The organism is Janthinobacterium sp. BJB301 (genome assembly GCF_002735685.1).
GTDB lineage: Bacteria > Pseudomonadota > Gammaproteobacteria > Burkholderiales > Burkholderiaceae_D > Janthinobacterium > Janthinobacterium lividum.
Map to the genome: position 1 here is coordinate 712,062 of NZ_PDZJ01000001.1, position 24,550 is coordinate 736,611.

The window sequence follows — 24,550 nt, forward strand, 5'->3', positions numbered from 1 at the left end:
GCCGCCCCGACCGGCGGCGCGCAATCAAAAGGGTAAGGAGCAATCCTTGCCCTTTTTCGTTGGCGCGCCAGATTTTCCTGACGACTACAAAGATTCACATGCGACACTATTTGCAATTCGGCCGTTTCGGCTTCAACCTGCAGGGCACGCAAGCGCTGGTGATGGGCATCCTGAACATCACGCCCGACTCGTTTTCCGATGCGGGCCAGTATCAACACCTGGAGTTTGCCATTTCGCGCGCCGAGCAGATGATACTCGACGGTGTCGACATCATCGACATCGGCGGCGAATCGAGCCGACCCGGCGCGCCGCCGCTGCCGCTGCAGGATGAGTTGCAGCGCGTCATGCCGGTGCTGTACGCCTTGCGCGACTGCGGCAAGCCCCTGTCCGTCGATACGTACAAGCCGGAAGTGATGCGCGAAGCCATCCTGGCGGGCGCCGACATGATCAACGACATCAACGGTTTCCGCGCGACCGGCGCCATCGACGCCGTGCGGGACAGCGATTGCGCGCTGTGCATCATGCACATGCAAAGCGTGCCGCAAACCATGCAGGACCAGCCCCAATACGAAGACGTGGTGCGCGAAGTCATCGATTTCCTGCGCGAACGCATCGACACGATGACGGCGGCCGGCATCGACCGCGAACGCCTGTGCGTCGATCCCGGTTTTGGCTTCGGCAAGACGGTGGAGCAGAACTATGCCTTGCTGCGCGCCACGCGCCAGCTGCGCAGCGAACTGGACCTGCCCGTGCTGGCCGGCCTGTCGCGCAAGTCGATGATCGGCGCCGTCACGGGACGCCCCGTCGAGCAGCGTCTGGCCGGCAGTGTTGCCGGCGCGCTTGCTGCGGTAGCACAAGGTGCGGAAATTATCCGTGTGCATGATGTAGCTGAAACCGTCGATGCACTGAAGGTCTGGCGCATGGCGCACTGAGCCTGTAAGATTCATTATAAACAACAAAAAGAGAAATACTATGACGCGTAAATATTTTGGTACCGATGGCATTCGTGGCCTGGTGGGCACGGCGCCGATTACCCCCGATTTCGTCATGCGCCTCGGCTATGCTGCCGGCAAGGTGCTGGCCAAGTCGCAAGGCGGCAAGACCCGTCCGACGGTGCTGATCGGCAAGGACACGCGCATTTCCGGCTACATGCTGGAAGCGGCGCTGGAGGCGGGCCTGTCGGCCGCCGGCGTGGATGTGATGTTGGCCGGCCCCATGCCGACGCCGGCAATCGCCTATTTGACGCGGGCCCTGCGCCTGTCGGCCGGTGTCGTCATTTCCGCTTCGCACAATCCGTATCATGACAATGGCATCAAGTTCTTTTCCGGCCAGGGCACCAAGCTGCCCGACAGCGTGGAACTGGAAATCGAAGCGGCGCTCGACGAACCCATGGCTTGCGTGCCGTCGGACAAGCTGGGCCGCGCCAAGCGCCTCGATGATGCCCAGGGCCGCTACATCGAATTTTGCAAGGGCACTTTCCCGAACGAGCTGGACTTGCGCGGCCTGAAGATCGTCGTCGATTGCGCGCACGGCGCCGCCTACCATATCGCGCCGCACGTCTTCCATGAACTGGGCGCGGAAGTCATCGCCATCGGCAACAAGCCCGACGGCTTCAACATCAATGCGGGCTTCGGCGCCACGGCAACCAAGGCCATGGCCGAAGCCGTCGTCGAGCATGGCGCGGACCTCGGTATCGCCCTTGACGGCGACGCCGACCGCCTGATCATGTGCGACGCCACCGGGCGTCTGTATAACGGCGATGAGTTGTTGTACGTCATGGTCAAGGACCGCCTGGCGACAGGCGCCGTGGCCGGCGCCGTCGGCACCTTGATGACGAATATGGCGCTGGAAGTGCTGTTCAAGCAGCAGGGCATCGGCTTTGCGCGCGCCAAGGTGGGCGACCGCTACGTGCTGGAAGTCATGAAGGAAAAAGGTTGGATCTTGGGCGGCGAAGGTTCCGGCCATTTGCTGTGCCTGGACAAGCACACGACGGGCGACGGCATCGTCTCCGCGCTGCAAGTATTGTCCGCGCTCAAGCGCAGCGGCCAAAGCCTGCAGCAATGCCTGGCCGAGCTGGTGCTGTTCCCGCAAACCCTGATCAACCTGCGCGTGGCGCCCGGTTTCGACTGGCAGAAAAATGCCGCCATGGTGGCCGAGAAGGAACTGGTCGAGGCCGAGCTGGGCGACACGGGCCGCGTGCTGATCCGCGCTTCAGGCACGGAACCGCTGATCCGCGTAATGGTGGAAGCGAAAGACAAGGAGAAGGCCGAGTCGATGGCGCGCCGCATCGCCGATAAAGTGACCGCGTGACAGGCAGGAACCGATAGTTATTTCCATCTAATTCGTCTATGGCAATTGACGAAATTGGGTGGGGGCGTTATTATCTTGTCTTCGGAGTGTGGCGCAGCCCGGTAGCGCACCTGGTTTGGGACCAGGGGGTCCAAGGTTCGAATCCTTGTACTCCGACCAAAGTCATAAGCGGGCTGTCAGAAATGACAGCCCGTTTTCTATTCCGCGCTGGCATTTCATTGCTGGCGCGCATGGATTAAAATACTGCACCTCTCCGCCCATCGTTCAACGGATAGGACAACGGTCTTCTAAACCGTGAATGGGGGTTCGATTCCCTCTGGGCGGACCAGTTTCATACTGGCCACGATCATGCGGCGGCAAACTGCCGCAACGCAGCTCCTCTTTCCCTCCATTCGGTTTTCGCGCAGCTGCTCACGGCTGCGCAAACAGTACCACGCTCAGCAAATACAGCAGTGGCGCCGCGCACAGCAGCGCCGAGCATGCCGAAATGATTTTTCTGTTGGCCAGTCGGGCCAGGCGCAGCCGTTCCCGCACGGGCAGGTGCTGGCGGAGCACCTTGCGTGCGCGTGGCTGAAACGGTTGTTCATGCATGAGGACTCCCTCGTCGGTCGGCAGTGGATGCCGCCAAGCATAGCGAGGGGAGTCTAAAAATAGTGTAAACAGTGGGCCTGGCGCCGCAAGTGCGGCGTAAACAGGCCGTGCGTGTGGAGGGCGGCAGCGGGCGCTGGTGCGCCGCTGCCGTTCATGCGGCTTACTTTCCTTGGCGGCGGCGTGCCAGGAAGCCCAGCAGGCCCAGGCCGGCGAGCAGCATGGCATAGGTTTCAGGTTCCGGCACGGCGGAAATGAAGGCCCTGTAGTTGCTCAGATCCTTGGGCAGGCCCGCCACCGTGAAGGTGGTGCCGGCAGCCACGGGTGCGGCCCAGTGGAACACCAGTTCGCCCTGGCCGAAGTGGATGGCCAGGTAGTCATAGGCGGCCGCGCTCGTATAGGAATTGACACCGCCACTCAAGCCTGCCGTGGTGCCGACAGTGCAGCCCGAGGTGGCGTTGTCGCAATACGAGACGGCGGCGCCCAGGCTGGTGCCGAACACGCCATTGATATAACCCTGGATGTCCGAGGGACTCTGTGGCACCAGGTTATCGTCATAATATTTCACCTGCAGTGCCGGCGATGGTGAATAGGTGACGGTGCTGCCGGCGATGACGAAACCGCTGGCCGGACCCACATCCACCCAGGTGGCCGCTTGCGCCGCACTTGCCAGTACAGTCATTGCGGCCAGCATGGATGCCTTGATGGCAATGCTCTTTATGCTTTTCATGAAAATCCCCTTGTGCTTGAGACAGTCGCTTCATAGTGTCGGGACGCGTCCCTGCATGCCGGGGAAGTCATCCCATTGCCCGTTTTAGCTGCTTTTACCTATTTCCTGCGCGTAGTGAATACGCATATGAAAGCTTACTCTTGATATAAATTAATACAATTTTAATAATTCTATTGGCTGGCTTGACAACATCGTATATGGCTATGTTTGGCTGTGCCAGCGATAGCCATCATGAGGTTGGGAAATGGCGTGACAAAGGCGCCAGTTTGTGCTGGCGGCGTCTTGCCTTGGGGAAGGGAGGGGGCGTCAGTCGCTGTTGTTGCTGACGCCAAACAGGCGATCCTTGGCGTTGAGCAGTTTTTGCACCTTGGCGCCCATTTTCATCAGTTGCGCCATCGATTCGGGCGACAGGCGCTGCAAGTCGTCGAACCAGGTGTTGGCCAGGTCGACCAATTCATACATTTCGCGCATGCGCTCCTGCGCATATTGGTCGACGGGTTCCGTGGCCGGCGCCAGCAGCGATTCGCGCAGCACCGTCAGGGTGGGTGCCACTTCGCGGCGGCGGCGCTCGGCGGCCACCACGCGGAAGATTTGCCACACATCGCCCAGCGAGGAAAAATACTCGCGCCGATCACCGGGAATGCGCGACTGGCGTATCAAGCCCCAGCCCTGCAATTCCTTGAGGCCGATGCTCACGTTCGAGCGTGAAAAACTCAGGTGTTCCGCGATTTCATCCGCGTGTAAAGGATGCTCCGCGACAAACAACAAGGCGTACACTTGCCCCACCGTACGGTTAAAGCCCCAGCGGCTGCCCATCTCGCCGAAATGGCTGACGAAGGTCAGGATCAGCGGCGTCATTTGGATATGTTGAGTTTTCATAATTATCTGAATTTTTTCACGCCACACCCGCAGGGTCAATTGATATATGTCATGTTTCGCAGTATTATACAAAATATCGAATTTACAGAAAATTCTGAAAACTCAAAAAGTATAGATATGCCGACCACGCTCTTGTCGTTGCCCCGCTTTATTCTTCCCCGTGTCGCCAGCCTGGCGCAGGGCGGTGCCGCCTTGCTGTGGCTGCCACAAGCGGCCTTGCTGGCCTGGGCCGTGCAAGCCATGCAGGGCGGTGCGCCCTGGCGTGCGGCCCTGTTGCCAGCCGCTGGCGTGCTGCTGTTGGGTGTGCTGCGCGCCGGCTGCGAAGCGTGGGGCGCGCGGCGCATGTATGCGGCGGCGCGCGAGCACCTGTCGACCTTGCGGGCGCAAGTGGCGCAAGCGCTGGCGCAGCGTTCGCCGCTGGACCGCCAGCGCGCCCAGTCGGGCCAGGCGGCCAGCGTCATCGCCGAACAGGCCGAAGCCATCGTGCCGTATCTGGTGCGCTACAAGCCGGCACGCTGGAAAGTCATGCTCGTGCCGCTCGTGATCCTCGCCGCAGTGACGCCGCTGTCGTGGATCGCCGCCTTGATCCTGCTCATCGCCGCGCCCCTGATTCCCGTCTTTATGGCCCTTGTCGGCATGGGCGCGCAAGCGGCCAGCCGCGCACAGATGGTGGAGATGGGCAGCATGAACGCCTTTCTGCTGGACCGCCTGCGCGGCCTGGCCACCTTGCGCGCGCTCGACGCCGTCGACGCCACGGCTGAACGGCTGGACGCCTCGTCGCAATCCGTGCGCCGGCGCACGATGGTGGTGCTGCGCATCGCTTTTTTGTCGTCCGCCGTGCTGGAACTGTTTTCCGCGCTGGGCGTGGCCATGGTGGCGGCGTTTATCGGTTTCTCCTTGTTGGGCAGCATCAATTTCGGCACCTGGGGCCGGGAACTGAACCTGGGGCAGGGCTTGTTCATCCTGCTGTTGGCGCCCGCGTTTTTCGAGCCCTTGCGCGAACTGGCTGCCGTCTGGCATGACAAGGCAGCCGGCGAAGCGGGCCTGGCCGGCTTGCACGACCTGGCGGGCGAGGGTGTGCCCCTGCCTGGCGCGCAGGTACTGCCTGCCGCCGTCTCCGCCGCCGCCATGGCGGTGGCGGCACCGCCCGCCGTGGAGCTCCGGCAATTGCGCTTTGCCCATCCCGGCGAGGCCCCCGTGTTCGACCGTTTCGACTTGAAGGTGCTTGCCGGCGAGCATGTGGCCCTGCTGGGCGCCAGCGGCGCCGGCAAGACCACCTTGATGTCCTTGCTGGCCGGCTTGCTGCCCGCCAGCGGCGGCGACATCCGCATCGGCGGCGTGCGCCTGACCGACAGCACGGTCAATACCTTGCGCCAGCGCATGGCCTGGATGGGGCAGCGCCCGCACGTGTTTGCCGCGTCCGTCAGCCAGAATGTGACCCTGGGCCGCGTTGGCGCGAACGCCGCGCAAGTGACGCAGGCCCTGCACCTGGCTGACCTGGCTGCCGTGGCGCAGGCGCAGCCGGCCGTCATGCTCAGCGATGGTGGCCAGGGCTTGTCCGGCGGCGAAGCCGTGCGCCTGGCCCTGGCCCGCGTGGCCCTGCATCCGCATGCCGACCTGCTGCTGGTCGATGAACCGACGGCGCACCTGGACAGCGAAACGGCGGCGCGCGTGACGGACGCCTTGCTGGCACTGGCGAAAGGCAAGACGATGATCGTCGCCACGCACGACCCCGTGCTGGCTGGCCGGCTGCAGCGCACGGTGCAGGTCGATGCCCGGGTCCTGGTACAGGAGCAGCAGGCATGAAAAATTCACTGATACGCAACCCCGTCCTGCGCCAGTTGCTGCTGGCCCAGCCCGGCAAGCTGATCGGCGGCGCCTTGCTGGCGGCCCTGACGGCGGTGTCCGGCATGGCGTTATTGGGCTTGTCCGGCTGGTTTATTACCGCCACCTCGATCGCCGGCCTGCATGCGTCCACCGCGATCCTGTTCGACGTGTTCGGCCCGTCCGCCGGCATCCGCCTGCTGGCCATTGGCCGCACGGGTTCGCGCTATGCGGAGCGCCTCGTCACGCACGACGCCACGTTCGCCGCGCTGGCCAGCATCCGCGTGCGGCTGTTCCGCGGCTGGTCGCGCCCGGAAGCGGCCAGCCGCCTGCTGCGCCAGCCCGCCAAGCTGCTGTTCCGCCTGACGGCCGATATCGACGCGCTCGAATCGCTGTACTTGCGCCTGCTGGTGCCTGCCTTCACGGCCCTGTGCGCGGCCTTGCTGGCTGGCGTGGCGCTGGGCGCGATGCAGTGGCAGCTGGGCCTGGGCCTGGCCGCATGGCTGCTGGCCGCCGGCGGGGGCATCAGCTGGGCCGTGGCGCAACGCGCCCGCCGTCCCGCCATCGTGCGCTCGCGCGCCATTGAAAAATTGCGTTCGGGCACCATCGACCTGGTGGCGGGCCAGACGGACCTGGTGATGGCGGGCCGCATCGACGCCCAATGCGCGGCGCTGGCGCAGATCGACCGCTCGCTGGCGCAAGCCGATTTTGCCCTGCTGCGCCTGGAGACGGCTGCCGGCGCCGCGTATGGCGTGGCGGGCAGTGCGACCCTGGCTGGCGTGCTGCTGGCCGTGGCCGCGCTGCTGGAGCAGCAGGCGCTGAACGTGCCGCTGGCAGCCCTGGCCCTGCTGATCGCCCTGACGGCCGTGGAACCGTTTGCGGGACTGCGCCGCGGCGCGCTGGAAGCGGGCCGCATGCTGCTGGCCATGCGCCGTCTGGCGCCGCGCCTGGCCGGACGGGACGTAGCGGTGTCGCCCGTGGATGCCGCGCCGGGCTTGCGCCTGGAACGCGTGAGCGCCGCCCATGCGGGCAGCCATGTGGCCATCTTGCATGACGTATCGCTGCACATCGCGGACGGCGAGCGCGTGGCCTTGATCGGCCCCAGCGGTGCGGGCAAGTCGACCTTGCTGGCCATCGCCGCGCGCGAGCTGGCGCCGCTGTCGGGCATGGTAGCCGCGCCGCGCGCCTGCCTGTTTACGCAGAAGACGGAATTGTTCCAGGACAGCTTGCGCGACAACCTGCGTCTGGCGGATCCGTCCGCCAGCGATGAACGCCTGTGGGAAGCGCTGCAGGCAGCCGGCCTGGACGACGAAGTACGGGCCTTCGCGGACGGCTTGGGCACCATGCTGGGCGAGGGCGGCCTGGGCTTGTCGGGCGGCCAGGCGCGGCGTTTGGCGCTTGCGCGGCTGTTCCTGCACGAGTCGACCTTGTGGCTGCTCGACGAAGCGACGGAAGCGCTGAATGCGCAGACGGCAATCGATGTCCTGCAGCGCCTGCGCGCGCGTAGCGAAGGGCGCAGCTTGCTGATCGCAACCCACTTGCGGCGCGAAGCGGCGCTGGCGGACCGCCTGCTGCGCATCCGCGACGGCCGCATCGTCGAAGAGCTGCGGCGCGGCACGGATGGCTTCGAAGCGGCCTTGGCGGGCTTGCGGGGGGATTAACAAGAACGGAGACAGGCGGTACCGCAGGCCAGCCTGAGGGCAGCGGAACCAATCGAATCGCATCAGATAGATACCAAGTTTACAATTACAGTAGGGAAACACCAAGGAAATCATATGGACTTCGATATTGTCGCTTTATCCAGACTGCAGTTCGCGCTGACAGCTCTGTACCACTTTATATTTGTTCCGCTGACGATCGGCCTGTCAGTGATCCTCGCCATCATGGAGACGGTTTATGTGATGACGAACCGCCCCATCTGGCGCGACATGACCAAGTTCTGGGGTGTCTTGTTCGGCATCAACTTCGCCATGGGCGTGGCGACGGGTATCGTCATGGAATTCCAGTTCGGCATGAACTGGAGCTATTACAGCCATTATGTGGGCGACATTTTCGGCGCGCCGCTGGCCATCGAGGGCTTGATGGCCTTCTTCCTGGAAGCGACCTTCGTCGGCCTGTTCTTCTTCGGCTGGGACAAGCTGTCGAAGCGGGGCCACCTGGTCACGACCTGGCTGGTGGCCATCGGTTCGAACTTCTCGGCCCTGTGGATTTTGATCGCCAACGGCTGGATGCAAAATCCCGTCGGCGCGGCCTTCAATCCGCAAACCATGCGCATGGAAGTGACGGATTTCGGCGCCGTGCTGACGAATCCCGTGGCACAGGCGAAATTCGTGCACACGGTGTCGGCCGGCTATACGGCCGCGGCCGTGTTCGTGCTGGGTATTTCTGCCTGGTATCTGCTGAAAGGCCGCCACGTGCAGCTGGCCAAGCGCTCGATGACGGTGGCCGCCTCGTTCGGCCTGGCCGCCTCGCTGTCGGTGGTGGTGCTCGGTGATGAAAGCGGCTACCTGTCGTCCGAACATCAAAAGATGAAGCTGGCCGCGATTGAAGCCATGTGGACCACGGAACCGGCCCCGGCCGCCTTCACGGCCATCGGCTTCCCTGACGCGAAAGCGCGCGAAACGCATTACGCCGTGCACATCCCGATGGTCATGGGCTTGATCGGCACGCGTTCGCTGACGACGGAAATTCCCGGCATCGAGCAACTGGTCGACCGCGGCGAGCTGCTGATCAAGGATGGCATCAAGGCGTATGACGCGCTGCAGACCATCCGCGGCGTGGCGCCAGGCAGCCCCGTGCCGCAAGAGGCGAAGGACATGTTCGAGTCGAAAGGCCAGTCCATGGGCTATGCCTTGCTGCTGAAACGCTACGTGGATGACCCGCGCCAGGCCACGCCCGAGCAGATCCGCAAGGCCGCGCTCGATACCGTGCCGCCCGTGGCGCCCCTGTTCTGGTCCTTCCGCGTGATGGTGGGCCTGGGCATGTTCTTTATCTTGTTGACTGGTACGTTCTTCATCCTGTCGACGCGCCGCACCCTGGACAAGCACCGCTGGCTGCTGAAGCTGGCCGTGTTCGCCATCCCGCTGCCATGGGTGGCCATTGAGGCGGGCTGGATCGTGGCCGAAGTGGGCCGCCAGCCGTGGGTGATCGAAGGCGTGCTGCCAACGGCCGTGGCCGTATCGAACCTCGGTGCCTCGACCTTGCTGATCACGATTGCCGGCTTTGCCGCCATCTACACGGTGCTGTTGATTATCGAAATGAAGCTCATGCTCAAGGCCATCCGCAAGGGGCCGGAAGAGAAGGCGCCGGCCCCCGTGCCAGCCCCCGCTGCCATTCAGACTCAACGCGCCTAAGGAGGGCCAGACCATGATTTTGCATGAAATGATTTCTTACGAAACACTGCGCCTGATCTGGTGGCTGCTGATCGGCATCTTGCTGGTGGGCTTTGCCATCACGGACGGCTTCGACCTGGGCACGGGCATCCTGCTGCCCTTCGTCGGCAAGACGGACCTGGAACGCAGGGTCGTCATCAACAGTATCGGTCCCGTGTGGGAGGGCAACCAGGTGTGGCTGATCCTCGGCGGCGGCGCCATCTTTGCCGCCTGGCCGCAACTGTACGCCGTCTCGTTCTCGGGCTTTTATCTGGCCATGTTCGTCATCCTCGTGGCGTTGATCGTGCGTCCCGTGGCCTTCAAATTCCGCAGCAAGCGCGAAGATCCGCGCTGGCGCGCCCGTTGGGATGCGGCCCTGTTCGTGGGCGGTTTCGTGCCGGCCCTGATCTGCGGCGTGGCGATCGGCAATGTGCTGCAAGGCGTGCCGTTCCGTTTCTCGCCAGACATGCACATCTTCTATGACGGCAGCTTCTTTGCGCTGCTCAATCCGTTCGCCCTGCTGTGCGGCCTCGTTTCGGTCGCCATGCTGGTGATGCACGGCGCCACCTGGCTGCAGCTGAAAACGGATGGCGCCGTGGCCGAACGGGCGCGCCGCTACGGCAGCGTGGCGGCGATCGCGACAGTGGTGCTGTATGCGCTGGCCGGCGTGGCCCTGTGGCTGTGGGTCGATGGCTACCGCATCAGCAGCACGGTGGTGGTCGACGGTCCATCGAATCCGATGCTGAAAACGGCGGAAGTCCACGTGGGCGCCTGGTTCCTCAATTTTGCCGCCCATCCGTGGACCTGGATCGCCCCAGCGCTGGGCTTGCTTTGCCCGCTGCTGGCCTTCGCCTTCCAGCGTGCGCGCCGCGAAGTGCCGGCCTTGCTGGCCAGCGCGGCCGGCGTCGCCGGCATCATCCTTGGCGTGGGCGCGGCCATGTTCCCGTTCATCCTGCCATCGTCGATCGACCCGCGCGCCAGCCTGACGGTGTGGGATTCCTCGTCCAGCCACATGACCCTGTTCATCATGCTGGTCGTCACGGCCGTCTTCATTCCCCTCATCGTGGCGTACACGACGTGGGTATATAAAGTGCTGTGGGGTAAGGTTGATGAAAAAGCAATCAAGGACGACAGCGGTCACGCCTACTAAGAATCAACGAAAGGATATAACTATGTGGTATTTCGCCTGGATACTGGGACTTCCGCTGGCGGCGACTTTCGCCGTGCTCAACGCGATGTGGTATGAAATCGCCGATGGCGACACGACGCCCGAGCAGTACCGCGACACCTCGAAATAGGAAGGTGCCGGCTTGACTGGCCCCGCCCCGTGCGCATGCATCGGGCGGGGCTTTTACTTTTATCACAGCAAAATGAATTCGCCGCGGATGCGCAGCTTCATGCCGCGCGGCGCATCGGCGCCCGCCGCCACGGCCCAGGCCGTGATCCATTGCGCGCAGCGTTCCCGTTCGGCCGCGTCGTGCAAGCGTTCCAGGCGTGCACCGGCCCGGTCGATGCGCTGGGCCAGATACAGGCGCTGATCCATGGGATCCGTTTTTTTGCTGTAGTGCTGCATGGCTTTTCCTTCCCGCGTGGCAACTTCATTCGTCATGGCATAGCCATGTACGCGCGGGCGGGGCGGCCGGATTCAGTTTCGGCAAAAAAAAAGCCACCGCAAGGGTGGCTGATGGGGGAGATGCCTTCAGGAGGGCGTCTTGCCGGCCGGTTTTGGGGTGGCAATGGCGATCGGGTCGCTGGCCGGAAAGCTTTCCTTCAGCGCTTCATCGAGCGCTTCCTCCGCATGGCTTTCATTGGCCGGCGTGGGCGAATCGCGCTCCGGTGGCGGGGCGGGTGCGGTAGCGGCGTTGGTGCTCGAATGCATGATGATCCCCTTGCGGTGGTGCGCCAGGCGGCCGGAATGGCCGTGGCGCGTGCTGATGCTTCCAGCCTAGCACATCGCGCAAAAAAGGCGCGCCCGCTGCGCCTGCCGACGGGGACGGTGGCGGCGTCTGCTACACTGCGCTCCACTTTTATCGACGGAACCGCCATGACCTCCCTTTCCTTGCCGTACCGCGCCACCGCCTTTGACGCCTGTGCCTGGCTGGCTGAACAGACGGGCACGCCTTGGACCCTGGCACGTTTGCTGGAGCAGGGCGGCTTGCCCTACGTCTGGCTCGATTACAGCGAAGAATGGGCCGAGTTGTTCCATGACGGCGTGACGCGCTATGCGGCACCCGTCGTGTTCATCGGCGACAAGGAGCACCTGGCCTCGGGCGCCGATGACGTGTGGCTGCGCTTTACGCGCGACTCGGGCAACATCGCCATCGAGCTGAAGGCGCCGGGACTGCGCGTGCCGGTCGATGGCTTGCACTTCCAGGAGCGCGATCTGTTGCGTTTGCTCAAGGAACTCCAGCATCCGCAGCCGGACCCGGCCGAAGCTGAAAAAGCGGCGCCGGTGGTCTTGCCCAGCGCCTTGAAGGGCCTGGGCCGCGAGCAGATTTTGATTGCCTTTGCCGGCGTGGGCAAGATCGACCTGGACAAGGGGTTGACCAGTGGCGTGGGCATCTTTGGCGACGATGGCGCACGCGTGCGCAAGAATTCGCGCGGCGGCAAGAACAGCCACCTGTGGCATCCGGTGACGTTGGCGTTCGGCTTGCACGATGTGCACCGCGTGCCGATGGCGCACCTGAAGAAGGCCTTCGCCACGCAACCATTGCTGCGCGAATGGAAGGCGGACTGGCTGGAATCGCTGCGCTTGCTGGGCGAGTAATAATATTGAATCGAACCCGCCACGCCTCGTGATGCGCGGTAGCCACGGCGGCGTCTTGTGCGGCGGCATCAGCCTTTCGATACTTTATTCACTCTCCTCGATTCTGCCACCGCATTGCGTATAGCACGCTCTGTAATCCGCCTCGCATTGCCACGTTCCAGCTGTGTTGGAGGAACAATATTGCCGTTTCTTCGAGCACAGTTCCCGGTCAGCATCTGTTTTCGCAACGGCCAGGCAAATGGAGACGGTACTGACATTCCTCATCTCACAAGCCTGTACCTGGGCCGCCGCAACTTGCTCTTTGCCTGCGATGCATATTTGTTGATTGGTCCCGCAGCTCGTCACGCATTGACGGCCCGCGTCGGAGTCCGGGGGGATAAAGCGATAGCTGGTGCAGCCGGCCAGACTGATGGCGAAACAAATCGCCACAGCAAGGCGTGACAAGAAGGAATTGTGGAATTGCAAGGTACGCATGCTTGAAAAGGGCTTTCCCGTGTCGATGAATGGGGTTGAATATCGTATATATTGATATTCTGACAGGCGATCTTTTCACGAACAATGCACTGCAATAACTGTTACATCTTAGCGGGTGGAACTGCTTCTGGACAACGGTGCTGTGCGAGCGAGAAGCCGGGCAGTTTTACAGTTCGATCGGCGCCACCTCGGTGCCGATATCGGGCGCCGCGTAATGCATGCTGAAATACACGAAAGCGCCGATGTTGATGGCGACCGTGATCCAGAACGCGATGCGGAATGAACGCTTGCTGGACTTGTGGCGCAGCCATTGCTGCGCCAGTACGGCGCCCGGCCAGCCGCAAAACAGTCCCAGCAGCAACAGGGTGCGTTCCGGCGTGCGCCAGCGTCCCTGTTTTGCGGCGGACTTGTCGATCGCATAGGCAACGAAACAGCTCAGGCTCAGCACGCCATACACGAGGGCGACCAGGGCGGGAATGTGGAAAAAGAAAGTGGCCAGTAAATACAGAACAACAAAGAACAGGATGACAAGGTAGGGCATATGATGTGTTTGCTTGAGCGGGGGGGGGGGCGTGAGTATCCCACAAGGGGAGCGATGCTGCAGCTTAAAACAAACAGCCTTGCGCCGTATCGATGTGCACGGCGCGGCGGCGGGCGTGGCCCGTTTTCAGCGCTTCGCGGTCGCTGGACAGGGCGATGCCTTCCAGGGCCAGCAAGGTTTCCTTGGCATGCAGGCCGCCCGCAAAACCCGTCAACTCGCCCGTGGCGCCGATGACGCGGTGGCAGGGGGCGATGATGGAAATGGGATTCTTGCCGTTGGCGGCGCCCACGGCGCGCACGGCGGCGGGACGGCCGATCTGGCGCGCGATCTCGCCATAGCTGCGCGTCTGGCCGTACGGTATCGTCAGCAGCGCACGCCACACTTCCTGCTGGAAAGGCGTGCCGGCAAAATCGAGCGGCACGTCGAATTGCTGGCGCGTGCCGGCGAAATATTCCGCCAGCTGGCGCGCCGTTTCCTGCAGCACGGGGCAACTGTCATCGACGCGCATCGCGCCCAGACGCACGCGGTTGGGCTTGTCGTTTTCCCACAGGATGGCGGTCAGGGCCGCGCCGCGCGCCACCAGGGTCAGCTCGCCCACGGGCGAGGGCACCACGATGCAGTCGTATTCCATGTTTGTTCCTTGATCAGATGGCGCCAGTTTAGCAGGATGGCGGCAGCGTGCATGTCGTCTGCACGATCGCGTGTAGGATAACCTTTTTCGGCCCGGAGAATGTGCTTTGACGACGATCCCTACCTATGACGATATCCGCGCGATTGCCGCGCGGCTGGTGCGGCAGCAGTATCCCACGGCCGTGGCGGCCATCATCGGCGGCTCGTTCGCCACGGGCCGGCAGACGCCCAGTTCCGATATCGACTTGCTGCTGCTGTTCGACCACGTCGACTGCGCCTGGCGCTCGACCATCGTGGCCGAAGGGCGCACGGTGGAACTGTTCGCGCATGACGTGGCCACGTTCACGTATTTTTGCAAGGAAATCGATGCGCCGGGCGGCACGGTGCCGCTGGCGAGGATGGTGCTGGAAGGCGAGAACATCGCCGCGCCCGGGCCGCAGCACGCGCAGCTGCTGGCGCTGGCGCAAGCCATCGCCGCCGCCGGGCCGCCCGTGCTCGATGTGGACAATTTGCAGCGGCGCCGCTACGCCATCACCACCTCGCTGGAAGACCTGGTCGACAGCCGTCACCCGGGTGAGGCGCTGACCGTTGCCTGCCAGTTGTATCCGGCGCTGGCCGACCTGCACTTGCGCGCGGCGGGACAGTGGAGCGGCAAGGGCAAGCACCTGTTTCGCCGCCTGCTGGCGTTCGACGCCTATATCGCCGGGCAACTCGATGGCGCGCTGCGCCTGGTGGCGGCCGACTTGCCGGCCGGCCAGCATGCGTTCGGGCAGGTTGCCGCCGCCGTGCTGGCGCCGGTCGGTGGCCCCTTGCTCGATGGCTTTACCTTGCCGGCGCCCGCGCACTGGCGCAGCGCGCCGCAGTAACTGTCCCGCCAGGGGGATTTACTGCTGCGGCCAGCGCTGCGGATAATGCCTCTTGATGTAGTCGGCGACGGCCTTGACATCGGCATAGCCGGCATTGCCGCGCCAGGCGGTGTACATGAAGCCGTTGACGCCCGTTACGCCATTGCTTTCCGCCTGCGCCAGTGCCTCCATCCAGGAATGCACATTGCCGGTGTCGAGGGCGCTGTCGTCGTAGTAGCCGGCGATCATTTGCCGATGCCCGAGGCCATGGAAGAATTCCAGCGATGCCTTGCGCCTGGCGGTCCCTTCATCGCTCCAGTTGACGATGACCGTTGTCGTCTTCAGGCCTTCCCATGAGTTGCTCACGTCACCGTTGACGGCCCAGTATTTGGGAATGGCGTTCATCTTCGGATCGAACATGTCATTCCAGACATACAGTTCCAGATTCGGGTACGCTTGCAGCAGGGTTTCCTGGTGTTTCTCGATCATGTGCGCCAGGTATTTTCCAGCCGTGATGTTGCCGCAGGCAGGATCCCAGTTGAGTACCCGGTTTTCATCGTAGTAGAGGAAGAATTTCGTCGGGCCGTCGAGCAGGCCGTGGATATTGTCGTAATACTGTTTCTGGATATCGAAGAATTTCTGATAGCAGGCGCTGGCCGGCGTACTCCACATGGAGGTCATGCTCTGCGCCGACTGGTAGGCTGACACGTGCAGGATGGCGCCTTCGCCGATGCTGCTTTGCGCGGGAAGGTTCAGCGCTTCCGTGTCAACGACATAATCGAGCGATTCCACATACGTGATGCTGCCGTCTTCCGACTTTACCGTGACGGGCAAGGTCGCGGGATTGCGCCGTATCGTATGGGCCAGGCCGATCTGTTTGATGTCCAGATCATCGAGCCAGACGGCGCCAGCCTGCAGCAGATTTACTTTCCAGCTGCCGATATACAAATACGTCAGGGGATTATTCCCTGTATTGAAGTCCAGATTATATTGTTTCCAATCCTGCGTGCTGGCCAGTGTGTTGCCGCTGCCATTCCAGGCGCCATTTTGCGTACCCCAGCCCAGCCCGGCGTTGGCATTCGAATACATTGGCGCCTTTGCCGTGGGATCGGTAATCTGTATCCTGAATGCGGCGTCGGGATGGTAGTTTTCAGTCTTGATCCAGAACGATGCGCGGTAAGCGGTGTTCGGGCGCAGGTTGCTTAACTTGCGGTGCAGCCGGGCCATATTGCTGTCTCCAGCCTTGCTGAATTTAATCGAGCGCTGGCCCGTGTGCGCGACCGTATTGTCGACAACGCTGTTGCCTGCCGTTTTTTCAAACAATTCCCATGCCGGGCTGCTGTTTTCAAAACCGGGATCGTCAATGGCAGACAGGCCGACAGGCACCGCGCGCCTGCCTTGTACGATAAACGGCGTATCGATGGTCGGCAAGGCCTCGATCAAGTCCGGCGCGGCACTGACGGGGACTTCCGGGCCGCCGCCGACCGGTATCAATTCGATGCCGTTATCCTTGGCCGCCTGCACCACCAGGGCGAAATTGGGGAAGTAATTGGGATATTTTGCCGCCGTGGCGGGATTGAGCATGGCCACATAGGAACCGCTGCCGCCCGCATTGAGGGCGATGCCGTTATAGCCCTCCGCCTTGGCGACATGAATCAGTTCGATGACCTTGTTGAAACTGGCATCGGCCGTGGAGGCTGCTGCCGTAATATTGCCGCCGTAATAAATCCAGCGTTTTTCAAAGCAGTTCGTGCAAGCTGGCGTTGCCGCGTTTGCGGAAAGTACCGGCAGCACGCCGGCGCATGACAGCGCCAGTGCCGTCCAGACAGCCGTCTTTTTCATTTCCATCAGATATCCCTGTTTTAAATTTTTGATAATATCAAAAAATCACTAACTCAAGGACGTGTTCATGGCTGATTGTTGCCTATTTCAATTCCATATCAATGAATGCGCTATCGCGCAGATCATTGCCATTCACGGCACGGCGGACAGGGCTTCGTCCGCCGTGCTGGCGCCGGCGATGCGCTTATTTAAAACGCCGTGCGCACGGCCAGGCTGATGTTGCGCGGTTCGCCCCAGAACACGCCGTCGAAGAAGCCCACGTTGCGGTAGTACTTTTTATCGAGCAAGTTATTCACGTTCAACTGCACGCTGGCATGCTTGCTGAGCGCATAGCTGGCCATGGCGTTGACCAGTGCATAGCCGGCCTGCGGGATATCCGTGATCGTGCCCGATGGCGGGCGGCCGTACCACGACTCACTGTAGGTGGCGCTTTGCGCCGTCATGCTGGCGCCCGCTTTCAGGCCAGCCAGGCTGCCGTCGAAGCGATAGCTGGTGGCCAGGCGCAGCAAATGGCGCGGCTGCGTGCTGGCGGCGCGGCGGCCATCGGCCTCGGCCGCGTGCAGGTAGGTATAGCCGCCACTCGCTTCCCAGGCGGGCGTGATCTGGCCGGAGACGTCGAATTCCACGCCCTTGGCCGTCACGCCGGCGCCATTGGCCACCATGGCCTGGCCGCCGTCGGGCAGCAAGAAGCCGGGAGGCACCGTGCGGTCGAGTTCCGCCAGGTTCTTTTTCTTCGTGTGGAACAGGGCGGCCGATGCATTCAGCTTGCCTTCATAGAACTCGCCCTTGATGCCCAGTTCCGCATTGTCGCCCGTTTCCGGCGCCAGGAACTGGTTGTTGCGGTCCTTGCTCGATTGCGGGTTGAACAGCTGCGTGAAGCTGGCGTAGGCCGAAAATTGCTTGTTGATGTCGAACACGGCGCCCACATACGGCGTGACTTCATTGCGCGTTTCCACGAAGTCGCTGTTGTCCGTGTGCACGCCTCGCGTATCGTAGTTGCGCGTATCCGTGCGGTACGTGCTGCTGCGCGCGCCGATGATCAGGTGCAGCGGGTCGGCCAGGCTCAAACGCGTGGCCACATAGCCGCCCGCCAGGCGCGTCACGGTTTCCGTGTGCGAACCGTCCGGGTGGAACACGGGACGGGGGATGTTGCCCGTCCAGCTGCGGTAATCGGGGATGAAGTCCGGGTAATTGATTTCCGCTTCGCCGCCCAGCGAGCGCGAGCGCTGGTTGCCGCCGTTCCAGCCGACGATGGCCGTGTGCTTGCGTCCCAGCAAGGTGAAGGGACCGCTGGCGTACACGTCGAAATTGTCGCTGTTCTTCTTGCCTGCGCCCCAGGCGCCCGTCCACAGGCGCATGCCTTCACCGGTAGCCGGGTCGGGATGGCCCGCGCCCGCATAGGCGACGGTGGTGCGGTTCGTGCTTTCCGTGCGCGCATAGCCCAGGTGCATATTCCAGTTACCGGGCAGGCGCTGGTCCAGCGATGTGAATAGCGTGTGCTGCTTGTTGGCCCAGGTGCTCCATGGCGTCGTGAAACTGGTGTTGCGCGGCAAATTGGCCAGGCTGCCATCTGCGTTCCAGTACGGCACGGCGCCCCAGGTGGCGCCCGTGGGCTTGTTGTCCTGGAAATCGACGCCGGCCGTCAGCAGGGTGCCGGGGCGCACGTCCGCCTCGACGATGACCATGCCGACCGTCTTGCGTTCGTGATACATGTCCAGGTAGGAATCGCGTTTTTGCCAGGCCAGGGCTGTGCGCGCACGCACGCTGCCCTCCGCGTTCAGCGGCGTGGAGAGGTCGGCCTCGACGCGCTGGTCATCCCAGCGGCCCATGATCAGGCCGGCGCTGGCCTGGAATTCCTTCGTCGGCCGCTTGCGTATCATGTTGATGGTGGCCGACGGGTCGCCCGTGCCGCCCATCAGGCCGGTGGCGCCGCGCACGACCTCGATGCGGTCGTACAGGATCGTGTCTTGCAATGGCGCATTGCCGCCGCGCGCCATGCCGTCGATCTGGATATTGTCGATGCCGAAGCCGCGCGCATAAAAGGTCGTGCGCTCCGTATCGTTCTGTCCCACCTGGATGCCCGTCGTCTGTGCCAGCGCCTGGTCCAGGCGCACGGCGCCCAAGTCATCGAGCAGCTGGCGCGTGATGACGCTGACCGATTGCGGCGTTTCGCGCAAGGACAGGTCCATGCGCGTGGCGCTGCGCGCTTCGCCCGCCGTGTATGACTGCGTGCCTTCCGTGGTAGCCGTCGACTGGCCCAGCACGGTGACGGCTGGCATGGTGACGTCGGCCGCAGCGGCGTCGGCAGCCTGTGCCGGCAGGACCACGCCGGCGGCAAGGCTCAGCAGGGCGATGTGCAACAGGCTTGGGAGGGGGCGCAAGGCGGGCTGGTGCGAAGAAGAAAATACGGTAGTCGATTGCATCATTTTCCTGGAATATTGTAGTCGTGTGTTTTCCTATCTCGTCTGGCGAGGTGCGCAGTAGCTGGGGGGATGGCGTGATGCTGGCCCGTGGTCTGGCTTGGATAGCAGTTCCACCGCAAGGCCCGGCGCGGTCGGGCAGTGGAAAAGAAGGGCGCGCGATTCCCGCCACTTTCGTGAATAAGAATCATTATCAATATAGGCGATATTTGCCAAATAATCAAGCGTGCGCACCAAAAGAGTGCAGACAGGAGTGCAGGCAGACCCGGGGCGGCGCATCGGCGGGCCTTCTGCGATAATGCAGGCGCTGATAAAATATTTTCCTCATTGAAAGAAATGCATGCGTACATGGATCGCTTGTGCCGGATGGTTGTGTGTCGTGTCGCTGGGCCAGGCCCAGGAACACGCGCCGCCGGCTGTTCCCGCGCCGCTGCAGAGCGCCAGCGTGCCCGCCGCCGTATCGCCAACCCTTGCGCCTGCCACGCCTGTCATACCCGCCGCGGCACCGGCACCGGCACCGGCGCCAGCGGCGAGCGCAGACGAAGCCTTGCCACCGCAAATGGTGACGATCACGGCCAGCAGCGACGCCAAGGCGCCGCGCATCCGTTTCACGGCTTACCGCGAAAGTTATCTGACGGCCAGGAAAGTGTGGCAAGTGTCGAGCGGCAGCGTGGTCATGGCCCTGCGCCTGATTCCGGCCAAGCTGAGCGCCACCATCGACGACGTGCGCGTGGCCTTGCAAGGCAATGGTGCGCCTGTGCCGATCAAGGTCTCCAGCGGCGGGGTGTTTGTCGTGCCGCTCAACGATGACATCGCCGCGCAGGACGGCACTTTCCTGGTGAACAAGGGCCGGGGGGAGCTGACGGCGAATATCGTCCTCCAGCCGTCTGTGGCGCGCGATGCCTGGAACGTCACGCGCGTGGGACAGGTCTTGCAGGACGCCAGGCGCGCGGTGCGAGCCATCACGCCATGGTACAAGCGGCCGTTCGCCAGCGACGTGCAATCGCTGGCGTTTTGCGCGGCCGAGCGGGGCAGCGCCTTGCAGTTGATGGATGGCGAGCAACTGATCGCCACCTTGCCCATGAACGAGTCGGCCGTGAATGACATCAACCAACCCGTGTTTTGCAAGATTTTCGACGGCGAAGACAAATACCCGGGACACTACCGCGTCGTCATGCCCGAGCAAGCCACGGTGCTGCTGCTGTAGAGGTCAGTTTGGCTGGCGCTGCACCATTTCCAGCGCCGCCGCCAGGGCCAGGTCCATCGTGGCCTGATGGAAGATCAGCCATTGCGGCAAGGGCGACAGCGCATGGCGGCCCTGTTCCAGGTCGCCCTCATCGACGGCGGCCCAGGCATGGTGCAAGCCGCTGAGCACGCGCGCATGCTGTTCGCGGTGGTTGGCCAGCGAAGGAAAGGCGATCTGCTCCATCAAATCCTCTTCCTCGCGGAAGTCGCGTTCGACGGCCGCGATCAGTTCGCGAAACGCCACGCTGAAATGCTGGTCGCCCAACTGCTGCAGCCGCGCCAGCTCCTGAAACAGCGCCTCATGCGCCTCGTCGATGACGGGAACCCCCAGCGCCATCTCATCCTTCCAATGCGATTTACCCATGCCGATACTCCAGGTTAAGTCCGTCACGGTGCGAAGCGGACTGTTCCAGTTTGGGCGCAGCAAAGGTGGAAATCCATGATCTGGATCAAAAGTACGGCGAAGAGGGGGAGCAAATCAAGGCAAAAATAAATGGGAGGAGAGAACAAATCCCCACCCGCAATCAAGCGGTTTTCATCGATGCGACGTGTTACCGAGCGCCGCTGAAAAACGCCGCTGGCAAGGCGCCGCGCCGAAGGCAGTACGAATGTACGACGAGGCCCGGCAACGCAGTCAGCGACGTTTTCTCAGCCGCGCGTCTTATTGTTTAGGCCAGTGGGCCCACATGCCTTGCGCATCGACATTCGGCACCTGCAATTGCTGCCCGGCGGACGTTTGCATCGTATCCCTCAGCACGAGGGGCACGAGCATCAAGGCCGACAGGGCAAGGCAGGCCAGCACTTTGAGCGTCAACATGGTCGTCTCCTGATGAGCCGGTGGCGGCGCGGGGGTGCGGCGCCTGCCGGTCACTTCAATCGCGTACGCATATCTTTATTCCATGCTTGCAGTTTAGCCCACCTGGTCGTAACTTCAACTTATTGCTGTGATGCACTGCACCAGTTCGCCTGCTGCCGGGGGCTACTTCGCCTTGCGCCCGCGCCGTGGCTTGCCTGCCGGGGGCAGGAAGGAATCGAACCACACTTGCGTCAATTGCCGCGTATTTTTCGCCGCTTCGCGCTTGACGGCGGCCGTGGCATGGCCGCGCGCCGTGTTGGCGATGCGGTTGGCGGCGCTCAGGTACATGCTCATCCAGGGGTTTTTCATGGCTAGCCTCGCAGACTGTGGGTGGGGCGGCGCGGATATGTCTCCATGCCGCCATGCCGCTACTGTAGTCCGATGGCAGGCGCTGACTGTGCGCCTGCCCACATAGCCGGGCGGCGCCGGGGGCGGGTTGATGTAGATCAATACACGTCGCGACGGTAGCGTCCGGCCGCCAGCAAGGCATCGAGTCCCTCCTGGCCCAGTACTTCTTGCAGTACAGCATCGATTCCTGTCGCCATGCCTTGCAGGCTGCCGCACACGTAGACGATGGCCCCTTGCGCCAGCCAGTCGCGCAGTTCGCCGGCGCTGGCGCGCAGGCTGTCCTGCACGTATTGCCGTGTTTCACCATCGCGCGAAAAGACGCGGTCCAGGCGTGCCAGGTGGCCAGCGTCCAGCCAGCCTTGCAACTCTGCGCCGCAGATACTGTCAAAAGCTTGCTGGCGCTCGCCGAACAGCAGCCAGTTGCGGGCCAGTCCCGCCCGCTGGCGCGCGCGCAAATGCGCACGCAAGCCGGCCAGGCCGGAACCGTTGCCGATGTAAATGCAGGGCACGTCGACCAGGGCGGGCGCGAAGGCGGGATTGGCTTGCAGGCGCAGGCGGATGGGGGTGTCCAGCGGGGCGAAGCGCGTGAGCCAGCCGGAACAGACGCCATAGCCCTGGTTGTCATCGCCCGCATGGCGCTCCTGACGCACGAGCAATTGCAGTTCGCCATCGGATGGCAGCGAAGCGAGCGAATAGCTGCGCGGCGCGTGATGGGCACTGCCTGCCTCGCCATCGCTGCCGTCCGCATTGCATGGGATGATTTCCGCCAGCGCGCCCGCGTCCCAGGTGGCATCGGCCGGACCCGTCAAGGTGATTTCATGCAGTTCGCCGCCCAGGCTGCCCGGGTTGAGCAGCACGCGGCGCGCCAGGCGCCACTCGGCATATGACGCTTCTTCCTGCACACCGATGGCGTCGATGGCGCTGCCGCTGCAGCGGGCCAGCGCTGTGGACCAGTCGGCCAGGGCGGCGGGGTCGTGCTTGTCCACTTCGATCAGGGGGAACAGGGGCGCGGCGCCCAGCGCCTGCAATTGTTGCGCCAGCGTATGGCCAAAGCCGCAGAAGGCGCTGTAATGGCGGTCGCCCAGGGCCAGCATGCCGAAATCGAGGCCCGTCAGCGGCGTGCCGGAGGTAGCTTGCAGCAGGCGCGCGAAGCGGCGCGTGCCATCCGGCGCCTCGCCTTCGCCAAAGGTGCTGGCGACGATCAGGGCCCGTTCATACTGGCGCAATTGCACGGGATCAAACTGGTCCAGCGATTGCACGTCGACGGCCACGCCCGCCTGCTGCAGGGCGCGCGCGCTTTCCAGGGCCAGGCGCTCGGCCTGTCCCGACTGGCTGGCATAGGCCACCAGGGTGGGCAAGCCCGTGTTCGCCTGTCCCGGCGCACCGGCGCCCAGCATGGCGCGCTGTGCCTGCACGGCCCGTTTTGCCTTGCGGCGGCCCAGGTACAACATCCAGCCCGTGATGGCGAACAGGGGCAGGCCCAGGCTGGCCAGGGTGACGATGATACGGCCCGGCAAGCCCAAATACGTGCCCATGTGCAGCGGATAAATGATGTTGACGAGGCGCGAACCCAGCGCCTGCTGGCTGTACGGTTCGTTTTCCGTGACGCTGCCGTCGGCCGGGGCAATCGACAGGCGGCTGCGCGCCCGTTCGTGCGGCGCATCGCTGGCCAGCCACGTGAATTGCACGGCTTCGCCGGCGCGGGTCGGCAGGCGCACGCTGGCCAGGGTCCAGCCGGGGGCGTGCTGCTGGAAGCTGTTCCAGGCCGGGCCGATGTCGACGGCCGGTATTTCCTTCTTCTCCTTGGACTGGCCTTTCTTGCCCGGCGCCTGCGCCTGTGCCATCCTTGGCGGCTTGCCGGCCCAGGCGTCGATATTGTCGCGCACCACGTCGTAGCTCCAGTAAATACCCGTCAGGGTCAGCGCCACATAGACGACCAGGCACCAGGTACCGGCCACGGCGTGCAGATTCCACAGGAAGGAGCGGCCTTTCAGGGCAGGGTCGAAGGTCAGCCAGGTGCGCCAGTCCAGCGGACGGCGGGGCCAGCGCAGATACAGGCCGGACAGGGCCAGGCCCAGCAGGCACAGGGCCAGCGCGCCCGCTACTTGCCGGCCCGGATCGCGGGGCAGCAGCAGCCAGCGGTGCAGCGATTCCGTCCACTCAAAAAAGCCCGCCCCCGTCAGTGCCGGCTGGGTCGCTCCCGTGTAGGGATGGACATAAATGGATTCGCCGCGCCGCTGGCCATTCTTCGGCGCGAAGAACAGGCGTGGCGCCGCGCCCGCCTCCGCATACATGGTGATGGAGGCGACGCGCTGGCCGTGTTCGGCAGCGGCAATGTTGCCCAGCTGGCCAGGCGTCAGCGGTGTGCGCGTTTCCACGGCCACATGGCGCACGCCGGGGTTCATGAGGTCCAGCAATTCATCCTTGAAGGCCAGGGTTGCGCCGCTCAGGCCTATGATCACCAGCACCGTGCCGGCCGTGATGCCGATAAACCAGTGCAATTGAAACCAGACCTGCTTCCAGCTCCAGTGCCAGCGCCGCGGTTGCAGGGTGGCGGCAGGCTGGCGCTGCTGTTGGCGGGTCTCCGGCGCCTCGTCGGCGCTGGCGCGCAGCTGGGGTTGTGGCAGGGAGGAGGTGGTCATGGCGGCTTTCGATAGCGCCGCCATGCAGGGCGTCAGACATGGCGGGGAAGAAGGAAGGCTGACATATTAACGCAAACGAGAATCATTCGCAAATGATGGCGCGCTGGCACTGTTGCGCAAAATGCTCGCGGCAGGCCGGGATGATGCTTTTGATAATTTACATCGTCGTGAAATTGTGTGAAAATGAAAATCATTCTCATTCGTGATGCAGTGCTGACCCACTTGACCGGCAAGTATG

At 63.3% G+C, this 24,550-nt stretch carries 23 protein-coding genes and 2 tRNA genes; 12 read left to right on the forward strand and 13 right to left on the reverse strand.

Annotation, left to right across the window (positions count from 1 at the left end; all coding sequences use genetic code 11):
* Nucleotides 1-98: 98 nt before the first annotated feature.
* The 4 genes from folP (at nt 99) to CSQ91_RS03240 (ending at nt 2,638) form a co-directional block, all read left to right on the forward strand.
* Nucleotides 99-932, forward strand: a complete 834-nt coding sequence (folP, locus tag CSQ91_RS03225; RefSeq protein WP_070279803.1) for a dihydropteroate synthase — start codon at nt 99-101, stop codon at nt 930-932.
* Nucleotides 933-972: 40 nt separating this feature from the next.
* Complete coding sequence (gene glmM / locus CSQ91_RS03230; protein ID WP_099387364.1) at nt 973-2,310, forward strand: phosphoglucosamine mutase; 1,338 nt, start codon at nt 973-975, stop codon at nt 2,308-2,310.
* A gap of 82 nt (nt 2,311-2,392) precedes the next feature.
* Nucleotides 2,393-2,469: transfer RNA gene (locus tag CSQ91_RS03235), tRNA-Pro, on the forward strand.
* A 94-nt stretch (nt 2,470-2,563) separates the two neighbouring features.
* Nucleotides 2,564-2,638, forward strand: a tRNA-Arg gene (locus CSQ91_RS03240).
* Between the two features lie 83 nt (nt 2,639-2,721).
* Here CSQ91_RS03240 and CSQ91_RS03245 read toward each other — a convergent pair.
* The 3 genes from CSQ91_RS03245 to CSQ91_RS03255 form a co-directional block, all read right to left on the reverse strand.
* Nucleotides 2,722-2,901 (reverse strand): hypothetical protein, encoded by a 180-nt coding sequence (locus CSQ91_RS03245; RefSeq protein WP_034786023.1) that lies wholly within the window; start codon nt 2,899-2,901, stop codon nt 2,722-2,724.
* A 160-nt stretch (nt 2,902-3,061) separates the two neighbouring features.
* Nucleotides 3,062-3,628 carry a PEP-CTERM sorting domain-containing protein gene (locus CSQ91_RS29120; RefSeq protein ID WP_257217202.1) on the reverse strand — a complete coding sequence of 189 codons (567 nt, stop codon included), beginning with the start codon at nt 3,626-3,628 and terminating at the stop codon, nt 3,062-3,064.
* 306 nt (nt 3,629-3,934) lie between these two features.
* Nucleotides 3,935-4,486 carry a GbsR/MarR family transcriptional regulator gene (locus CSQ91_RS03255; protein ID WP_170909696.1) on the reverse strand — a complete coding sequence of 184 codons (552 nt, stop codon included), beginning with the start codon at nt 4,484-4,486 and terminating at the stop codon, nt 3,935-3,937.
* 138 nt (nt 4,487-4,624) lie between these two features.
* On the opposite strand from CSQ91_RS03255, the gene cydD reads away from it, so the two are divergent.
* The 5 genes from cydD (at nt 4,625) to cydX (ending at nt 11,000) form a co-directional block, all read left to right on the forward strand.
* A complete protein-coding gene (gene cydD / locus CSQ91_RS03260) occupies nt 4,625-6,313 on the forward strand; it encodes a thiol reductant ABC exporter subunit CydD (RefSeq protein ID WP_099387365.1) in 1,689 nt (562 codons plus the stop codon).
* Nucleotides 6,310-7,992: an amino acid ABC transporter ATP-binding/permease protein gene (locus tag CSQ91_RS03265; RefSeq protein WP_099387366.1), complete on the forward strand. Its 1,683-nt coding sequence runs from the start codon at nt 6,310-6,312 to the stop codon at nt 7,990-7,992. The genes cydD and CSQ91_RS03265 overlap by 4 nt, the downstream gene beginning before the upstream one ends.
* Before the next feature lie 114 nt (nt 7,993-8,106).
* Entirely contained in the window at nt 8,107-9,684 is a 1,578-nt protein-coding gene (locus tag CSQ91_RS03270) for a cytochrome ubiquinol oxidase subunit I (protein WP_099387367.1), read from the forward strand.
* A gap of 13 nt (nt 9,685-9,697) precedes the next feature.
* Nucleotides 9,698-10,852, forward strand: a complete 1,155-nt coding sequence (gene cydB, locus CSQ91_RS03275) for a cytochrome d ubiquinol oxidase subunit II (protein ID WP_034786019.1) — start codon at nt 9,698-9,700, stop codon at nt 10,850-10,852.
* Nucleotides 10,853-10,874: 22 nt separating this feature from the next.
* Nucleotides 10,875-11,000, forward strand: coding sequence for a cytochrome bd-I oxidase subunit CydX (gene cydX / locus CSQ91_RS03280; protein WP_034786017.1), 126 nt, complete (start codon nt 10,875-10,877; stop codon nt 10,998-11,000).
* Nucleotides 11,001-11,062: 62 nt separating this feature from the next.
* On the opposite strand, the gene CSQ91_RS03285 is transcribed toward cydX, so the two are convergent.
* Both CSQ91_RS03285 and CSQ91_RS03290 read right to left on the reverse strand, forming a co-directional pair.
* Entirely contained in the window at nt 11,063-11,311 is a 249-nt protein-coding gene (locus CSQ91_RS03285; protein WP_143450934.1) for a hypothetical protein, read from the reverse strand.
* 90 nt (nt 11,312-11,401) lie between these two features.
* Nucleotides 11,402-11,581 (reverse strand): hypothetical protein, encoded by a 180-nt coding sequence (locus CSQ91_RS03290; protein WP_034786014.1) that lies wholly within the window; start codon nt 11,579-11,581, stop codon nt 11,402-11,404.
* Between the two features lie 165 nt (nt 11,582-11,746).
* Between CSQ91_RS03290 and CSQ91_RS03295 the strand changes: the two genes are divergently transcribed.
* Nucleotides 11,747-12,469 carry a hypothetical protein gene (locus CSQ91_RS03295; RefSeq protein WP_099387369.1) on the forward strand — a complete coding sequence of 241 codons (723 nt, stop codon included), beginning with the start codon at nt 11,747-11,749 and terminating at the stop codon, nt 12,467-12,469.
* A 640-nt stretch (nt 12,470-13,109) separates the two neighbouring features.
* Here CSQ91_RS03295 and CSQ91_RS03300 read toward each other — a convergent pair.
* Together CSQ91_RS03300 and CSQ91_RS03305 are read right to left on the reverse strand one after the other, a co-directional pair.
* Nucleotides 13,110-13,484, reverse strand: a complete 375-nt coding sequence (locus CSQ91_RS03300; protein WP_034786011.1) for a DUF1294 domain-containing protein — start codon at nt 13,482-13,484, stop codon at nt 13,110-13,112.
* Nucleotides 13,485-13,548: 64 nt separating this feature from the next.
* A complete protein-coding gene (locus CSQ91_RS03305; protein ID WP_092610646.1) occupies nt 13,549-14,115 on the reverse strand; it encodes a methylated-DNA--[protein]-cysteine S-methyltransferase in 567 nt (188 codons plus the stop codon).
* A 106-nt stretch (nt 14,116-14,221) separates the two neighbouring features.
* On the opposite strand from CSQ91_RS03305, the gene CSQ91_RS03310 reads away from it, so the two are divergent.
* Nucleotides 14,222-14,980, forward strand: coding sequence for a nucleotidyltransferase domain-containing protein (locus tag CSQ91_RS03310; protein WP_099387370.1), 759 nt, complete (start codon nt 14,222-14,224; stop codon nt 14,978-14,980).
* An 18-nt stretch (nt 14,981-14,998) separates the two neighbouring features.
* Here CSQ91_RS03310 and CSQ91_RS03315 read toward each other — a convergent pair whose 3' ends face one another.
* Nucleotides 14,999-16,807 (reverse strand): carbohydrate binding domain-containing protein, encoded by a 1,809-nt coding sequence (locus CSQ91_RS03315; RefSeq protein WP_099387371.1) that lies wholly within the window; start codon nt 16,805-16,807, stop codon nt 14,999-15,001.
* 182 nt (nt 16,808-16,989) lie between these two features.
* Nucleotides 16,990-19,224, reverse strand: a complete 2,235-nt coding sequence (locus CSQ91_RS03320; RefSeq protein WP_180278327.1) for a TonB-dependent siderophore receptor — start codon at nt 19,222-19,224, stop codon at nt 16,990-16,992.
* Nucleotides 19,225-19,561: 337 nt separating this feature from the next.
* Between CSQ91_RS03320 and CSQ91_RS28840 the strand changes: the two genes are divergently transcribed.
* Complete coding sequence (locus tag CSQ91_RS28840) at nt 19,562-20,428, forward strand: hypothetical protein (protein WP_180278328.1); 867 nt, start codon at nt 19,562-19,564, stop codon at nt 20,426-20,428.
* 3 nt (nt 20,429-20,431) lie between these two features.
* Here CSQ91_RS28840 and CSQ91_RS03330 read toward each other — a convergent pair whose 3' ends face one another.
* The 4 genes from CSQ91_RS03330 to CSQ91_RS03340 form a co-directional block, all read right to left on the reverse strand.
* A complete protein-coding gene (locus tag CSQ91_RS03330; protein WP_099387373.1) occupies nt 20,432-20,830 on the reverse strand; it encodes a bacteriohemerythrin in 399 nt (132 codons plus the stop codon).
* Between the two features lie 297 nt (nt 20,831-21,127).
* Entirely contained in the window at nt 21,128-21,283 is a 156-nt protein-coding gene (locus tag CSQ91_RS28845; RefSeq protein WP_161789600.1) for a hypothetical protein, read from the reverse strand.
* Nucleotides 21,284-21,445: 162 nt separating this feature from the next.
* Nucleotides 21,446-21,631 carry a hypothetical protein gene (locus CSQ91_RS03335; RefSeq protein WP_099387374.1) on the reverse strand — a complete coding sequence of 62 codons (186 nt, stop codon included), beginning with the start codon at nt 21,629-21,631 and terminating at the stop codon, nt 21,446-21,448.
* 137 nt (nt 21,632-21,768) lie between these two features.
* Nucleotides 21,769-24,312, reverse strand: coding sequence for a PepSY domain-containing protein (locus CSQ91_RS03340; protein ID WP_099388549.1), 2,544 nt, complete (start codon nt 24,310-24,312; stop codon nt 21,769-21,771).
* Nucleotides 24,313-24,550 lie beyond the last annotated feature (238 nt).

Excerpts from the sequence above, each read along its gene's own strand:
- CSQ91_RS28845 (WP_161789600.1), bottom strand. The coding sequence starts at position 21,283 with ATGTTGACGCTCAAAGTGCTGGCCTGCCTTGCCCTGTCGGCCTTGATG.
- CSQ91_RS03305 (WP_092610646.1), bottom strand. The coding sequence starts at position 14,115 with ATGGAATACGACTGCATCGTGGTGCCCTCGCCCGTGGGCGAGCTGACC.
- cydD (WP_099387365.1), top strand. The coding sequence starts at position 4,625 with ATGCCGACCACGCTCTTGTCGTTGCCCCGCTTTATTCTTCCCCGTGTC.
- CSQ91_RS28840 (WP_180278328.1), top strand. The coding sequence starts at position 19,562 with ATGCGTACATGGATCGCTTGTGCCGGATGGTTGTGTGTCGTGTCGCTG.
- CSQ91_RS03320 (WP_180278327.1), bottom strand. The coding sequence starts at position 19,224 with ATGCAATCGACTACCGTATTTTCTTCTTCGCACCAGCCCGCCTTGCGC.
- CSQ91_RS03340 (WP_099388549.1), bottom strand. The coding sequence starts at position 24,312 with ATGACCACCTCCTCCCTGCCACAACCCCAGCTGCGCGCCAGCGCCGAC.
- CSQ91_RS03255 (WP_170909696.1), bottom strand. The coding sequence starts at position 4,486 with ATGACGCCGCTGATCCTGACCTTCGTCAGCCATTTCGGCGAGATGGGC.
- folP (WP_070279803.1), top strand. The coding sequence starts at position 99 with ATGCGACACTATTTGCAATTCGGCCGTTTCGGCTTCAACCTGCAGGGC.
- CSQ91_RS03330 (WP_099387373.1), bottom strand. The coding sequence starts at position 20,830 with ATGGGTAAATCGCATTGGAAGGATGAGATGGCGCTGGGGGTTCCCGTC.
- CSQ91_RS03290 (WP_034786014.1), bottom strand. The coding sequence starts at position 11,581 with ATGCATTCGAGCACCAACGCCGCTACCGCACCCGCCCCGCCACCGGAG.
- glmM (WP_099387364.1), top strand. The coding sequence starts at position 973 with ATGACGCGTAAATATTTTGGTACCGATGGCATTCGTGGCCTGGTGGGC.
- CSQ91_RS03265 (WP_099387366.1), top strand. The coding sequence starts at position 6,310 with ATGAAAAATTCACTGATACGCAACCCCGTCCTGCGCCAGTTGCTGCTG.
- cydB (WP_034786019.1), top strand. The coding sequence starts at position 9,698 with ATGATTTTGCATGAAATGATTTCTTACGAAACACTGCGCCTGATCTGG.
- CSQ91_RS03315 (WP_099387371.1), bottom strand. The coding sequence starts at position 16,807 with ATGGAAATGAAAAAGACGGCTGTCTGGACGGCACTGGCGCTGTCATGC.
- CSQ91_RS03270 (WP_099387367.1), top strand. The coding sequence starts at position 8,107 with ATGGACTTCGATATTGTCGCTTTATCCAGACTGCAGTTCGCGCTGACA.
- CSQ91_RS03285 (WP_143450934.1), bottom strand. The coding sequence starts at position 11,311 with ATGACGAATGAAGTTGCCACGCGGGAAGGAAAAGCCATGCAGCACTAC.
- CSQ91_RS03295 (WP_099387369.1), top strand. The coding sequence starts at position 11,747 with ATGACCTCCCTTTCCTTGCCGTACCGCGCCACCGCCTTTGACGCCTGT.
- CSQ91_RS03245 (WP_034786023.1), bottom strand. The coding sequence starts at position 2,901 with ATGCATGAACAACCGTTTCAGCCACGCGCACGCAAGGTGCTCCGCCAG.
- CSQ91_RS03300 (WP_034786011.1), bottom strand. The coding sequence starts at position 13,484 with ATGCCCTACCTTGTCATCCTGTTCTTTGTTGTTCTGTATTTACTGGCC.
- CSQ91_RS29120 (WP_257217202.1), bottom strand. The coding sequence starts at position 3,628 with ATGAAAAGCATAAAGAGCATTGCCATCAAGGCATCCATGCTGGCCGCA.
- CSQ91_RS03335 (WP_099387374.1), bottom strand. The coding sequence starts at position 21,631 with ATGAAAAACCCCTGGATGAGCATGTACCTGAGCGCCGCCAACCGCATC.
- cydX (WP_034786017.1), top strand. The coding sequence starts at position 10,875 with ATGTGGTATTTCGCCTGGATACTGGGACTTCCGCTGGCGGCGACTTTC.